Annotated in this window: 12 protein-coding genes and 1 pseudogene; 5 read left to right on the forward strand and 8 right to left on the reverse strand. The window is 64.6% G+C overall.

The window, feature by feature from the left end; genetic code table 11:
* The first annotated feature begins 217 nt into the window (after window positions 1-217).
* Window positions 218-2,299: a glucosidase family protein gene (locus ACO1XS_RS07035; RefSeq protein ID WP_486390319.1), complete on the forward strand. Its 2,082-nt coding sequence runs from the start codon at window positions 218-220 to the stop codon at window positions 2,297-2,299.
* Between the two features lie 46 nt (window positions 2,300-2,345).
* On the opposite strand, the gene ACO1XS_RS07040 is transcribed toward ACO1XS_RS07035, so the two are convergent.
* The 5 genes from ACO1XS_RS07040 to ACO1XS_RS07060 all read right to left on the reverse strand — a co-directional run bounded on the left by ACO1XS_RS07040 (window position 2,346) and on the right by ACO1XS_RS07060 (window position 5,997).
* The gene (locus ACO1XS_RS07040; protein ID WP_486390320.1) at window positions 2,346-3,692 is read right to left on the reverse strand and encodes an ATP-binding protein; all 1,347 of its coding nucleotides are present in this window, start codon (window positions 3,690-3,692) and stop codon (window positions 2,346-2,348) included.
* A gap of 2 nt (window positions 3,693-3,694) precedes the next feature.
* Window positions 3,695-4,369, reverse strand: a complete 675-nt coding sequence (locus ACO1XS_RS07045; RefSeq protein WP_331570169.1) for a response regulator — start codon at window positions 4,367-4,369, stop codon at window positions 3,695-3,697.
* Between the two features lie 21 nt (window positions 4,370-4,390).
* Complete coding sequence (locus tag ACO1XS_RS07050) at window positions 4,391-5,131, reverse strand: cytochrome b/b6 domain-containing protein (RefSeq protein WP_331570171.1); 741 nt, start codon at window positions 5,129-5,131, stop codon at window positions 4,391-4,393.
* Window positions 5,103-5,525, reverse strand: a complete 423-nt coding sequence (locus tag ACO1XS_RS07055) for a diheme cytochrome c (protein ID WP_486390321.1) — start codon at window positions 5,523-5,525, stop codon at window positions 5,103-5,105. The genes ACO1XS_RS07050 and ACO1XS_RS07055 overlap by 29 nt, the downstream gene beginning before the upstream one ends.
* Before the next feature lie 109 nt (window positions 5,526-5,634).
* A complete protein-coding gene (locus tag ACO1XS_RS07060) occupies window positions 5,635-5,997 on the reverse strand; it encodes a DUF1924 domain-containing protein (RefSeq protein ID WP_440563541.1) in 363 nt (120 codons plus the stop codon).
* Window positions 5,998-6,289: 292 nt separating this feature from the next.
* Here ACO1XS_RS07060 and ACO1XS_RS07065 point away from each other — a divergent pair, with 292 nt between their 5' ends.
* The 4 genes from ACO1XS_RS07065 (at window position 6,290) to ACO1XS_RS07080 (ending at window position 9,761) form a co-directional block, all read left to right on the forward strand.
* Window positions 6,290-6,916: a LemA family protein gene (locus tag ACO1XS_RS07065; RefSeq protein WP_331570173.1), complete on the forward strand. Its 627-nt coding sequence runs from the start codon at window positions 6,290-6,292 to the stop codon at window positions 6,914-6,916.
* Window positions 6,913-7,773 (forward strand): TPM domain-containing protein, encoded by an 861-nt coding sequence (locus tag ACO1XS_RS07070; RefSeq protein WP_486390313.1) that lies wholly within the window; start codon window positions 6,913-6,915, stop codon window positions 7,771-7,773. The genes ACO1XS_RS07065 and ACO1XS_RS07070 overlap by 4 nt, the downstream gene beginning before the upstream one ends.
* 2 nt (window positions 7,774-7,775) lie before the next feature.
* A complete protein-coding gene (locus tag ACO1XS_RS07075; protein ID WP_486390314.1) occupies window positions 7,776-8,273 on the forward strand; it encodes a TPM domain-containing protein in 498 nt (165 codons plus the stop codon).
* Window positions 8,274-8,552: 279 nt separating this feature from the next.
* Window positions 8,553-9,761, forward strand: a complete 1,209-nt coding sequence (locus ACO1XS_RS07080; protein WP_331570177.1) for a diguanylate cyclase — start codon at window positions 8,553-8,555, stop codon at window positions 9,759-9,761.
* 53 nt (window positions 9,762-9,814) lie between these two features.
* Here the strand turns inward: ACO1XS_RS07080 and ACO1XS_RS07085 are convergent, their stop codons facing one another.
* From ACO1XS_RS07085 to ACO1XS_RS07095, 3 genes and pseudogenes are all read right to left on the reverse strand, one after another.
* Window positions 9,815-11,440 (reverse strand): MFS transporter, encoded by a 1,626-nt coding sequence (locus ACO1XS_RS07085; protein WP_486390315.1) that lies wholly within the window; start codon window positions 11,438-11,440, stop codon window positions 9,815-9,817.
* Window positions 11,441-11,519: 79 nt separating this feature from the next.
* The gene (locus tag ACO1XS_RS07090; RefSeq protein ID WP_486390316.1) at window positions 11,520-12,293 is read right to left on the reverse strand and encodes a glycosyltransferase family 2 protein; all 774 of its coding nucleotides are present in this window, start codon (window positions 12,291-12,293) and stop codon (window positions 11,520-11,522) included.
* A gap of 26 nt (window positions 12,294-12,319) precedes the next feature.
* Window positions 12,320-12,551: pseudogene (locus ACO1XS_RS07095) on the reverse strand (1-acyl-sn-glycerol-3-phosphate acyltransferase); the annotation flags it as partial.

Below are 12,551 nucleotides of genomic sequence, written 5' to 3' on the forward strand. Positions count from 1 at the left end.
TACATCCGCTTGAAGTTTCTCTCTCGATATGCCAAGGATTTTTCTTTCTGCAAGTTGCTCTCAATGCATTATTCCGCGCCATTGACTGCCTTCTTTGTACTGCACGGCACCGCATTTGCTACGAGCAGGGCCGACAACATCGAATTCGATCAACAAAAAATAAAAGGAGGCGCTCGTGAATGCGAGGACGATTCGAGCTCATCTAGCCGGTTGGCTCATGTTGCTGGCGGTCCTGATGGCGGGCTGCTCGGGCGGCAGCAGCGACAGCGCCTCACAGCCGGGTAGTACCGCGGCACTCGCATTCCAGATGAACGCGGGCGGCCAACTCAACGCGTTTTACCGCGAAGGCAGCGTGGCCGCGCATTTGTTGATGCGCTCGTCGGCGCGGCCACGACTGCTCGTGGTGTTTCCGGCCGGCAACAGCGGCACCGGGCTCTGGTTCGACGACACGGCTCGACCGGTCAACTGGAGCCTCGATACGCCCATCGCGCCGAGTGTCGGCCACGATCTGCTCGGTCGCACGCTCCAGGGCATCACGGCGAACGTCTCGGTCGACACGACAACGCTCTCGATCCGGCAGGCGCTGCTGAGTTCGGTGCGCTTTCTGCGCGACTTCAATGGCGGTAACTCGGTGCCGCCCGAGATCGTGACGCCGCCGTTCGTGCAGAACAACACGATTCGCTGGCAGCGGCCGCGGGCCGACGGCGCGCCCGGCTATGCGCTCACCGTGACGGTGACCGGCGGCACGGTTTCGACGAACGCGAGTGGTGCGCTCGTGCTGCAGGCTGCGAATGGAAGCACCGCGCTTCATTTGCAGATTCAAGCGCTCACGGGCGAAACACCGCTTACACCGATTACCCATGCGAGCCTTTTCAATAATGCGGTGAATCCCGATACGCAGAGCCAGAACGTCGTCGAGTTCCTGAGCTATCAGGACAAGCTGCTCGCAGGCTCGTGGCAGTACGACACCTACTTCGGCCGCGACACGCTGATCTCGGTGCGCATGTTGATGCCTGTTCTGCAGCCCACGGCGATCGAAGCAGGTCTCACTTCCGTGCTGAGCCGTCTTTCGGCGGACGGTATGGTGGCGCACGAGGAGGGAATCGGCGAGTTTGCCGTCATCGACAATCGCAAGAATGGCCGTTCCAGCGATGCCACACCGAGCTACGACTACAAGATGATCGACGGGGACTACATGCTCGCGCCGATCATGGCGGCATGGCTCATCGACGATCCACGCGGCGCCGCGCGGGCGGCGGCTTACCTCGCCCAGACCGAAAGCAACGGACAAACGAACGGCAGCCGTTTCGTGACCAACCTGCTGCGCGTCGCAAACACCGCGCGGGCGTTCACGCAGCAAAGCACCGCATCGAACCTGATCCATCTGCGCGCCGGGCAGATCGTCGGCAACTGGCGCGACAGCACCGACGGCCTGGGCGGCGGCGTCTATCCCTACGATGTCAACGCCGTGCTCGTTCCGGCCGCGCTTCGCGCGGCGAGCCGCTTCGTCGATAGCGGGTTGCTCGACCCGTACCTCTCGGGCGATGCGCGCGCCGCGCTTGCCGATGCCGCGCAGCAGGCGTCGGTCTGGGAATCGGCCGCGCCGCCGTTCTTTCAGGTGAATGTCACGCCCGCGCAAGCGGCAGCGCAACTGCCGGCTTATGCTGCGCAAGCCGGCGTGCCGACCGGCACCTTGCCCACTTCGACGCTGTCGTTCTACGCCGTCTCGCTCGACGAGCAGGGCAACCCGATCCCGATCATGAACTCCGATGGCGGCTTCGCGCTGCTGTTCGGCACGCCGTCGGAAGACACGTTGCAACGCATCGTATCCGCCGCCGTTCAGCCGTTCCCTACCGGGCTCGTCACCGATGCCGGTTTGCTGATCGCCAACCCCGCGTATGCGAACTCGTCGCTCTGGTCGCGCTTTACGAACGCGGCGTACCACGGCACTGTCGTCTGGTCCTGGCAGCAAGCCATGTGGGTGGCCGGTCTCGATCGGCAGCTCGCGCGCCAGGACCTGTCGGCCGATACGCGCACCTTGCTCTCGAGCGCCCGGCTGCGCGTCTGGCAGGTCATCTCCAACGCCGCTTCCATGCGAGCCTCGGAGATGTGGACCTGGTCCTATCTGAACGGTGGCTATCAGCCCGAAGCCTTCGGCACGCATGCCGCCGACGCGACGGAAGCCAATGCGGCCCAACTCTGGAGCACGACCTACCTCGCGATCAACGATCCGAACCTGAGCACCGGCCGGTTCTGGTGGCAACCGCGCGGCGCGTCGGCCGGGGCGTGGCGTCGATGACCGCGGCGCGACGAGTTTTGCATCGGATGAAGGGATGGCAGCGGCACTAACACGGCCGCGAAAGGAACACCGACACGCGCAAACCGCCCAACGAGTGCGATTTGTCCGCGTCGATGGTGGCGCCGTGCACGCTCGCGATGCGCTGAACGATTGACCATCCGAGGCCGCTTCCGCTTTGCCCGTCCGTGCGCCCTCTGAAAAACCGCTCGCCGAGCCGGTGCAGCTCGTCGTCTGAGAGACCCGGTCCACTGTCCTCGATGGTCAGCGCGACGCCGCCCAGGCGGCGGGACAGCGATACCGCGATGCGCGCGCCTGCCGGGCTGTAGCGCACGGCGTTGTCGACGAGATTGCGGACCAGCGATGCAAGCAGCATCTCGTTGCCGGATACGACATACGTTTGCGGCGCATCCAGTTCCAATTGCTGCCGCTTCGCAAGCGACTGAGGCGCGATTTCAGCGATCACCCGCTTCGCGAGCGCACCGAGATCCACCGAAGCGCTGGGTGCCGCAGCTCCTGCTTCCAAGCGGGAAAGCATCAAAAGCTGGTCGACCAGGTGCACCGCGCGGCGACACCCTTCGAGCACGCCGTTCAGCGCGTGTTTGCGCAGCCCGGCATCGTCTTCCGCCATCGCGACCTGCGCCTGTGCCTTGATGGCGGCGATCGGCGTGCGCAGTTCGTGCGCCGCATCGGCGGTGAACCGGCGCTCGGCATCGAGCACGGCCCCGATGCGATCGAACAGACGATTGAGTGCGTCGAGCATCGGCTGCATTTCCTGGGGTACGCGTTCCATCCGGACCGGATCCATTGCGCGAGGATCGCGTCGTGCCAGCACCCGCCCGAGTTCGCGCAGCGGCGCAGCGCCGCGCCGCACTGCCCACCACGTCACGAGCGCGAGCACCGGCAACGCGCCCGCCATCGGCCAAAAGGCGCTGCGCATGACGGCCAGCAGGATCGACGTGCGCGAGTCGATCCGCTCGCCCACGTAGACATCCACATCGCGCTCCACCCCCGATGCGGCAAATACCCGCCATGCCGCGCCATCGATCTGCACGGTCGCAAAACCCTGCTTCTGCTTACGCTGCCGCGGCACCATGGGCTGCGCGGGCGCATTGGCGGAATGCATGCCCAATCGCCCCTCGTGGAAAACCTGGAACGCGACCTTCGGCGCATACGGATGCAAGATCGGCGCGTCCAGCGCTTCGTCGTCGTCCACGGGCTGCGCCTGCTGCATCACCAGCAACGCCGCAGCCTGCGCGAGATGGCTGTCGAGCAGCCGATCGATTTCGCGTCGCGCATCGCGCCAGGTCAGTACGGCGGCGATCAGCCACACCGTGGCGACCACTCCGGTTACGAGGACCAGCAGGCGCCCCTGCAGCGAACGCGGCAGTTGCACGATCATGGCTCGACAGCTCGTTCGCGCAGCAGCACGTAACCGACGCCGCGCACGGTTCGAATCAGCTCGGTGCCGAGCTTGCTCCTGAGCCGATGAATATGCACTTCCACCGCGTTGCTCTCCACCTCCTGTCCCCAGCTATACAGGTGCTGCTCGATCTGTTCGCGCGAAAGGACCCGGCCCGCATTGAGCATCAGCACGTGCAATAGATCGAACTCGCGGTTGGTCAAAGTGACCGGCACGCCCAAGCGGTACGCGGTACGGGACGCCGGCTCCAGTACGATGTCTTGCGCCCGAAGCTGCTCGCGCGGCCTGCCGTGCGCGCGGCGTACCAGCGCCCGCAGCCGGGCACCGAGTTCGTCCAGGTCGATCGGCTTGACGACATAGTCGTCGGCGCCGATGTCGAGTCCGCGTATGCGATCCGGGACGGCATCACGCGCGGTGAGTACCAGAATAGGCAGTTCCACGCCCGCGAGCCGCACGGTTCGCAACACTTCGAGGCCATCCACGCGCGGCAGTCCCAGGTCGAGTACCGCGGCGGCGAACGGCTCGCCACGCAGTTCGCGCTGCGCCGCCTCGCCATCGCGGACCCAGTCCACCTGGAAGCCTTGCTGCCGCAAACCGGCTCGTATGCCGTCCCCCAGCAGCGGGTCGTCTTCGACAAGAAGAATGCGCACGAAGTGTCCTCGCTGTCGAACTCAGTCGCCGTCGCTATCGCCGCCACTGGCGCGCGCCGGTGCGGCGTGACCTGCGGTCGCATTCGTCGCTTGCGTCGGCGGCGCGGCGTGCCACTGCGTCCACCACCAGGCAAGTGCGGCTGCGATGACCAGCGCCGCAACCACCCGGTGCGCGCTTCCGATGCCCTCGCCGGTACGGCCGGATTTGTACCCTGTCACCATGGCGCCGATGAGGTTCTCGCGATGCAGGAGACTGCTCGCCACCACGGCCACGACGTGTGCGATCACGAGCGCGAGCATCGCGTTGGCCATGCCCTCGTGAAGCTCTTCGAGCCACTCGCCGCCCGTGCCGGTATACGCGGCCCAACCGCTCGCACCAACCGCGCCGGTCATGAGCAGCATCGCCAGGATGGCAATCGCGCCTGCCGGGTTATGCCCGACGTATCGCTCCGGACGGCGCGTCACGAGGCTCGCCAGGTATCGCATGATCGCCGCCGGAGCGCGCACGAACGCGGCAAATCGTGCGTACCGCGTGCCCGCCAGCCCCCAGAAGACCCGAAACGCGACCAGGCCCAGCATCGTGTATCCGAGCGTCACGTGAAGCAAACGCCATCGTTCGCTTTCCGCCGTCAGCCAGGCGCCCGCAAACGAGGCCACCATGAGCCAATGGAACACACGCACAGGCGCGTCCCATACGAGGATCCGGACTGTGCCGGACGCGCGGGGCTTCCCGTCAACGCGGGATGCGAATGTATCGTTCATCGAAGTTTCCTTGATCTGCCCGGGTATGACAGGCGGCGCAGTTCGAAGCGCTTTTGACTGCCGGAAGTCGCCACGTCGACGCCGGAACTTCGTCGTGCGTGGCGATGAACCATCTCGAACGCGTAATGCGGTCCTCGGGCGGTGCGCTCGCCGTGCGTCCCGCATTTGCCGCATGCGCTGTGAGCCAGACCTCGATCTGCTTCACGGAAGCCGGATCCAGCGAGGCGTTCGTGCCGAAGTGGCGATCGAGGTTGTTCAGGATGTGCCGCCACGAATCGGCCGGCAGCATGCCGGGCGGATAGGCGACATGACAGGCCGCGCATTCCTGCCGATACGCCGGCAACGGTGTCACGGACTTCACCTGCGGCCCATCCTCGGCGAATGCGGCAGTCATGAGCGCCGTCGAAACGAGTGCGGCCCAGGCTCGGGTTGCAACGGAGGCGATTCGGACGCTCACGCTTTGCTCCTCGCGAAGTAGTCGATGTGGGGGACGCTCGTTTGCACTAAGGCTTGAGCGTGATCAGCCAGCTCAGAATGTCCGCCTTCTCCGAGGCCGTGCACTCGCGCCCAACCACGTCTGCGCAATTGCGGCGAAACCACTTTTCCGTCTTCGCCGAGTCCCTGAAACGCTCCGGATTGAACGCCGGAGCAAGCGGTGCGATCGCTTTGCCGGTGGCTGCGTGCTGCCCATTGCCAGTCGGCGTGACGCCGTGGCAAGTCGCGCAGGCCCACTCACGTCCATGCCGCGTGGTGAAGAACTGCTGACCGCGCGACGGTACCGGTGCACTGCCCGACTGGGCGGCGTAGCCGTACAGGATTTGCGCGGGCGATTGCGCATATGCCGGCAAGCCGGCAACGCTCACCATCAAGCCGAAGACATACAAGGAACGAAGTGCGCGCAGGCGCCCGGACGTAAGCATCGCGATTTCTCCAGTCGATGCTTTGCATGTTCGGGCCGCTTCCTTACCGGATTCTTAACATCGGCATGAAGCCATTTTTCGCCAGCAGCCGGTAGTGCGCGTTGACCTGCATCAAATGCGCCGAGCGCGGGCGGCGTACTGTCGTGCTCATGCTGGCTACATTCGGGCCTGACGGCGGGCAGCTCGCCGCAGCGCATGACGTCGTCCGAACACGCTGGCCCTGCTTCGGAATCGGTGTATGAAAACACGCGCGCTTTGGGGTTCATTGCTTCTGACGATCGTGCTCGGACTGTCCGGATGCGGCTACAACACCATCCAGACGGAGGACGAGCAGGTCAAGGCGAGCTGGTCGGAGGTGCTGAACCAATATCAGCGCCGCGCCGACCTCGTACCGAATCTCGTCAATACGGTAAAAGGCTATGCGAGCCAGGAAAAGAGCGTGCTCGTCAGCGTGACGCAAGCGCGGGCGCAAGTCGGCTCGATCCATGCGACGCCGGAGCTGCTTTCCGATCCCCAGGCGTTTGCGAAGTTCGAGGCCGCACAGGGGCAGCTCACTTCGTCCTTGTCGAGGCTGCTGGTGGTCTCCGAGAACTACCCTCAGTTGAAATCGGATGCGAACTTTCGGGACTTGCAGGCGCAGCTCGAGGGAACGGAGAATCGCATAACGGTCGCAAGAAACCGGTACATTCGTTCGGTTCAGGCGTACAACACGACCGTCCGGTCGTTCCCCGCCAACCTGACGGCAAAAGCGTTCGGCTATCAGGAAAAGCCGAACTTCTCCGTTGCCAACGAAGCAGAGCTCTCGCGACCGCCGCGTGTGGACTTCGATGCGACGCCGGCATCGGCAGGGGGAGCGTCCAAGTGAAGGTTGGACGTGCGGCACTCGCGCTATTCATCGCATTGTTCGCCTTCGGCGGCACAGGCGTTCGAGCCGAGGTACCCGTGCCGAGCCTGAACGCTCGGGTTACCGATGAAACCGGCACACTCACGGGCGAGCAAAAAGTCACGCTGGAGCAAACGCTCGCGGATTTCGAAGCAAAAAAGGGCGCTCAAATCGCCGTCGTCATCGTGCCGACGACCGCGCCCGAGACCATCGAGCAGTATTCGATACGCGTCGCCGAGCAGTGGAAGCTGGGGCGAAAGAACGTCGACGATGGCGCATTGCTCATCGTCGCTAAAAACGACCGCTCGTTGCGCATCGAGGTCGGATACGGGCTGGAGGGCGCGCTAACCGATGCGGCAAGCCATCGCATCATCGATGAGATCATCGTCCCGAGATTCAGGGAAGGCGATTTCTACGGCGGCGTTTCGGCAGGCATCGAAGCCATGATGCGCGTCGTCAGCGGGGAGCCGTTGCCGCCGCCGAGCGAACGGCATCGCGGCTCCAACGGCATCGGGGCGTTGCTGCCGCTACTGTTTGTCCTCATCGTAGTCGGCGGTGGCGTACTGCGCGCGGTATTGGGCAGGCTGCCCGGAGCGCTCGTTGCCGGCGGCGCCATCGGTTTCATCGCGTGGTTGATGTCCGGCGCGGTATTGCTCGCCATCGCCGCTGGTGCGGTTGCGCTCGTGCTTACGCTGCTCGGCAGTGCGACGATCATGCACGCCGGCGGCGGGCCTCTCGGCGGAGGGCGCGGCGGATTCGGAGACCGTTCGAATCGAGACATCTTCAGGGGCGGCGGCGGTGGCGGCTTCGGTGGCGGCGGCGCATCGGGCAGGTGGTAGCCATGGATATCGGACGACTCTTGAAACACCTGTCGATGACTCGCTGGCGCGTGCGAAGGGCCTTTCCCAGGCGGTCCTTGCATGCCATCGACAAGGCCGTGCGGGAAAGTCATCGAGCGCACATCGGCCAAGTCAGGTTCGCCGTCGAAGGTGCATTGCACGGTGCTGCGCTGATCAAGGGATTGACGGCCCGCGAGCGTGCAATCGATGTCTTTTCCGAACTGAGAATCTGGGACACGGAGCACAACAACGGCGTCCTGATCTATCTGCTGCTTGCCGATCGCGACGTGGAGATCATCGCCGACCGGGGTATCCATGCGAAGGTCGGTGACGATGAATGGGAAGCCATCTGCCGAGTCATGGAAACGGATTTCCGCCACGGAAGGTATCAGAGCGGCGTGATCCGCGGCGTCGAGCAGGTAACGGAACTGCTCAACAAGCACTTTCCCGCTCGCGGAGCGTCGCGCGAAGAACTACCGAGCGGCCCTGTCGTGCTGTGAACTCGCGTGCGTCCGCTCGCTTGCGCGCCGATGCCCACCCATACCCACCCGATGCCTGCCTCCACGTGACCGTTCACGAACGAATGGCCGCGGACGGCCGGATTTTGCATCGCAGACCTAAAGTCGACGCCCGCGCGACCGTTATAGGTGACGTAAGCATGCCGCGCAACGACCGGCTGCCGAGAGGACACGCCGGCCGGCAAGCATGGGCAGGGCGAAACGCGCGTCTTGCGCACATCAGACGAAACGGTGGTACGAGGAGGCGAGTTGCATCGACGCATGCTCCGGTCCGCGGAAGCGGACCGCGACCGGTTTCTCGGACTCTACGTTTTTCTCGTGGCGGGCCTGGTCGCGGCAGCGGCGCTGTTCATCTACGAGGCGCGCCTCATCGTCGAAGACAACGCGAACGATGAAGAAGCGTTCGCCGTGCTACTGGCCGGCAACCAGGTATTGCACGACCTCGAAAACGCGGAGACGGGCCAGCGCGGCTACCTGCTCACAGGCGGCAGCGCTTATCTCGAACCGTACCGCCAGGGCGTGGACGACCTCGACGACACGATGCCCAAACTGCGTCAAGCCGTAGCCGCGGACCCGGATTCGGTCGACCTCGTCCGCAAGATCGAGCGTGCCAGGTCGGAAAAAGTCATGGAGCTCGCACGCACGATCGGTCTGGCTCAATCCGGCAATCGCGAAGCCGCACTCGCCTTCGTCCGGACCGATGAAGGCAAAGGCATCATGGATGCACTGCGCCGCGATCTCGATATCTTGCTGGACCGGTGGAGATACCGCCGCAGCTTGGCGACACGTGATGCGCATACCCGCGTGATCTTCGAAAGCGCGGCGCTGGCAGCGATTGCGGCACTGGTATGCGGCCTCATCGGCTATGCGGCTTTCGTGCAGCGTCGTGCGTTCGCGAGTGCGCGCGATGCTTCGATCTTGCTGACTGAACAGGCCACGCACGATGCTCTGACCGACTTGCCGAACCGCCGCCATTTGCTGAACGCGCTCGATGCGTTGACGATCGAGTGCGCCCAGGAAGGCGTGAGGGCTACCCTGCTCTATCTCGATATCGACGGTTTCAAACCGGTGAACGATACGCTCGGTCATGCCGCGGGCGATGCGTTGCTCTGCGAACTCGCGCGTGCGTTGCGCGCGACGATCGACGAGGACGATCTGCTGGCGCGCGTGGGCGGCGACGAGTTCGTCGTGCTCACGCGGCGCAATGCGGATGACGCGCAGCTCAGGGCGCTCGCGCAACGGCTGATCGCATGCGTGAGCGCGACCGGAGAACGCGAGTACGGGGGCCGGTTCGCGATCGGTGTGAGCATCGGGATCACGACCATCCCCGATCGCGCGAGCACGGGCCTCGAGTTGCTCGATGTTGCCGACAGCGCGATGTACCGCGCGAAGCGGGCCGGTCGCTCGCAGTACGCGTTCGGCGCCGCACCCGACAAGCCGTTCTCGAACGTCGTGTCGCTGGTGCGTTAGCCGCGCCGCCGGGCCGGCGGTGGGCTCGCGCTCGACGGAACGAACGACGCCCGCTATGCCGCAGTCGTCGACTGCGTCCGATGGATGTCTTCCAGCCGTAGTTTTCGCGTCTCGATAGCACAGGCGAACGTCAAGACGGCGCTCAACGTCATCGAAACGGCCCCCACCAGCGCGATGTTCGCGATCGAGGGTGCCGCAAAACCCGCCGCAGTCGACGCAATGATCGCCACGCCACCCGCCTTGCTGGCACCGGCGGCATAGCCGGTTCCGCGCGATCGTACGCCGGTCGGATAAATCTCGGCGCTATAGACCGAGAGCACCGCCACGACGGAGCTGATTCCCCAGATAGGCACGGTCAGCAGCAAATAAAGCAAACTGCGATGCCGGACCACGAAGTCCGGGGCCAATGCGAAGCCGAACAAGGCAGCGGCCGTCAACGACGTCAACACGACGATGGTCTTCTTGCTGCTCCAGAACCCATACATCCAGGCCACGACGAAAGTCAGCGGAAAGCCCATCAATGCGGCATTGCGCAGCAGGGCATCCGGCTGCGTGAAACCTAGCATGCGCAAATTCGTGGGAATCCAGAGGTTGAAACCGAATAGAACCAGCCCCGAGCTGATTGCCAGACAACCGATGACGCCAGTGCTCGAGCGAAGCCGAGGACTCACGAGCTCGCTCCACGCATCGGTCGGTCGCGCCGCGGACGGCGGCACCGCTTCGCTTTCGACGATCGCGGCACCATAGCGCGCCATGACGGTGCGCGCTTCACGCTCGCGCCCATGACGAAGCAAGAACCGCGGAGACTCCGGCATCCATCGATTGAGCACAATGAAGAGCGCACCCGTGGGCAGTCCGATCAGCCAGAGAATGCGCCAGCTGAAAAGCGGCACCAATGCGGCGGACAGCCAACTCGTCAATACATAAGCGCCCGCGATGTCCCCGCCGATCAGGATCATGACCCAGCCGCGATGGCGAGCGGGGATCGTTTCAGCCAGCAGCGCATAGCAAATCGGCAGCATCCCGCCCACCGCCAATCCCATGATGAAACACATGACGAGATTCCACCCGAAGCTCGGCATCGCACCGCAGATCGACGTCCCCATGAATGCTATGCCCGCATAGAGAATCGATGCGCGCCTTCCGATCTTGTCGCCCAGCCATCCCCATAGGAACGAGCCGCATACGGTTCCCGTCGCCGAAGCGAGCGCGATCCAGACGACCGGAGTCGTGCCGGTCGGTACGAGCGGCGACTTGAGCCCGTATTCCAGCGCCATACCGGGCATGACGAAGGCCAGGGCCGTCGGCTTCATGACGTCGATGGTCACCGCCAATGCCATTGCGAGCAGCAAGCGGTAATGCGCCGGCCCGAGCGGCACATCGTCGAGCGCGGCCACTCGAATCCTGGAGCCTACGCGAGCTTCGCCGGCCGCCGCGGGAGGAACCAACCCATACAGACTGACGGCGAGGCCTACGATGATCGCGGCCATGCCGGCCACCATCGTCGCATCCATCGGCATACCGACGAGCCGATAGCCGATATGCCGGCCCATCAGATACATCGGCAAATGCGCGAGCACACCGGCGATGACGGCGATGACGCCGAGCCAGAACGCCGCAGGGCGATAAAAGGTCAGCCCGCGCGATGCGGCATCCTGCTCTACTCGTTTCCGGTCCATCGGCATCCTATGGCGTAAAGCTGAAAATCGACGCTGCCCGGATCGAGCAGCGTGTCGAACAAAGGCGCTCGCGCGCAGTCTACCGGCCGAGCCGGAATAAACGACGCACGACGAGCAGCGGCAAGCGCAGCACGAAACCCACGAGCAAGCGCGCGTGCATCCAGCTCAGCAGCGCGTTATCGCGGCAATAATGAAAGTGCGAGACGCCACCTTCCTCGCGCTTGAAATAGCGCACGGGCGCGTCGATGTTGATCGGTGCGACGCCGCGCCAGCAAAGCCGCACCGCCGCCTCGGGATCGAAATCGAAGCGCCGCATCCAGCGCTGGGCGTGCATCAACGCGCGCAGCGGTGCGACGGGATAAACGCGAAACCCATAAAGCGAATCGCCGACGCCGACCCACAGCGTTTCGACGTTCGCCCAGAAATTCGAGAGTTGGCGGCCGAGCACGCGGATACGCGGCGCGGTTTCGTCGAACAACGGCCGCCCGAGCACCATACATTCGGGGCGCGCCGTCGAGGCAGCCATGAAGCGGCCGATCAGCTCCGCCGGATGCTGCCCGTCCGAATCCATCGTGAGCACGTGCGTAAAGCCTTGTGCGGCGGCTGCGTCGAGCCCGGCGAGCACAGCGGCGCCCTTGCCCCCGTTGCGCGGCAAGACGATGACCCGCAAGCCCGGGTCCTGCTCGGCCATGGCCTGAAGGCGCGCGGCGCTGCCGTCGGTGCTCCCGTCCACGACGATCCAGACGGGATTCCACTGCTCGCGCGCGCGCCGCACCGTGTCGTAGACCTTCTCTCCCGGGTTGTAGCTCGGGATCAGGACGAGATGCGTGGTCGAGGCAAGGGTCATCGGCATGAGCGTGCGGGGGTGCGCGGCATCGATCAGCCCGCGGGCGAATCGTTCGCGAGTTCGGCCTCGTAATACGCGTGCAACTGCGCGACAAAGCTGCGCACCGCGTCCGGATTCGCTTGCGGCGGCGCAAAGCAGCGGCCGATCCGCACCCGGTAGGTCAGCGGCAGCACCGGCTTGCGCAGGATATGCCATCCCTTCGCGAGAAACGGCGAGCCGGCCTCCACGATGAGCGTCTGCACCGGAACGCCCGCCCGTGCGGCA

It is taken from the genome of Trinickia sp. (assembly GCF_057351765.1).

What these genes read in the sequence shown, in the direction of transcription:
- ACO1XS_RS07035 (WP_486390319.1), top strand. Translation starts at nt 218, where the DNA reads ATGTTGCTGGCGGTCCTGATGGCGGGCTGCTCGGGCGGCAGCAGCGAC.
- ACO1XS_RS07050 (WP_331570171.1), bottom strand. Translation starts at nt 5,131, where the DNA reads ATGAACGATACATTCGCATCCCGCGTTGACGGGAAGCCCCGCGCGTCC.
- ACO1XS_RS07055 (WP_486390321.1), bottom strand. Translation starts at nt 5,525, where the DNA reads ATGACTGCCGCATTCGCCGAGGATGGGCCGCAGGTGAAGTCCGTGACA.
- ACO1XS_RS07060 (WP_440563541.1), bottom strand. Translation starts at nt 5,997, where the DNA reads ATGGTGAGCGTTGCCGGCTTGCCGGCATATGCGCAATCGCCCGCGCAA.
- ACO1XS_RS07065 (WP_331570173.1), top strand. Translation starts at nt 6,290, where the DNA reads ATGAAAACACGCGCGCTTTGGGGTTCATTGCTTCTGACGATCGTGCTC.
- ACO1XS_RS07075 (WP_486390314.1), top strand. Translation starts at nt 7,776, where the DNA reads ATGGATATCGGACGACTCTTGAAACACCTGTCGATGACTCGCTGGCGC.
- ACO1XS_RS07080 (WP_331570177.1), top strand. Translation starts at nt 8,553, where the DNA reads ATGCTCCGGTCCGCGGAAGCGGACCGCGACCGGTTTCTCGGACTCTAC.
- ACO1XS_RS07085 (WP_486390315.1), bottom strand. Translation starts at nt 11,440, where the DNA reads ATGGACCGGAAACGAGTAGAGCAGGATGCCGCATCGCGCGGGCTGACC.
- ACO1XS_RS07090 (WP_486390316.1), bottom strand. Translation starts at nt 12,293, where the DNA reads ATGCCGATGACCCTTGCCTCGACCACGCATCTCGTCCTGATCCCGAGC.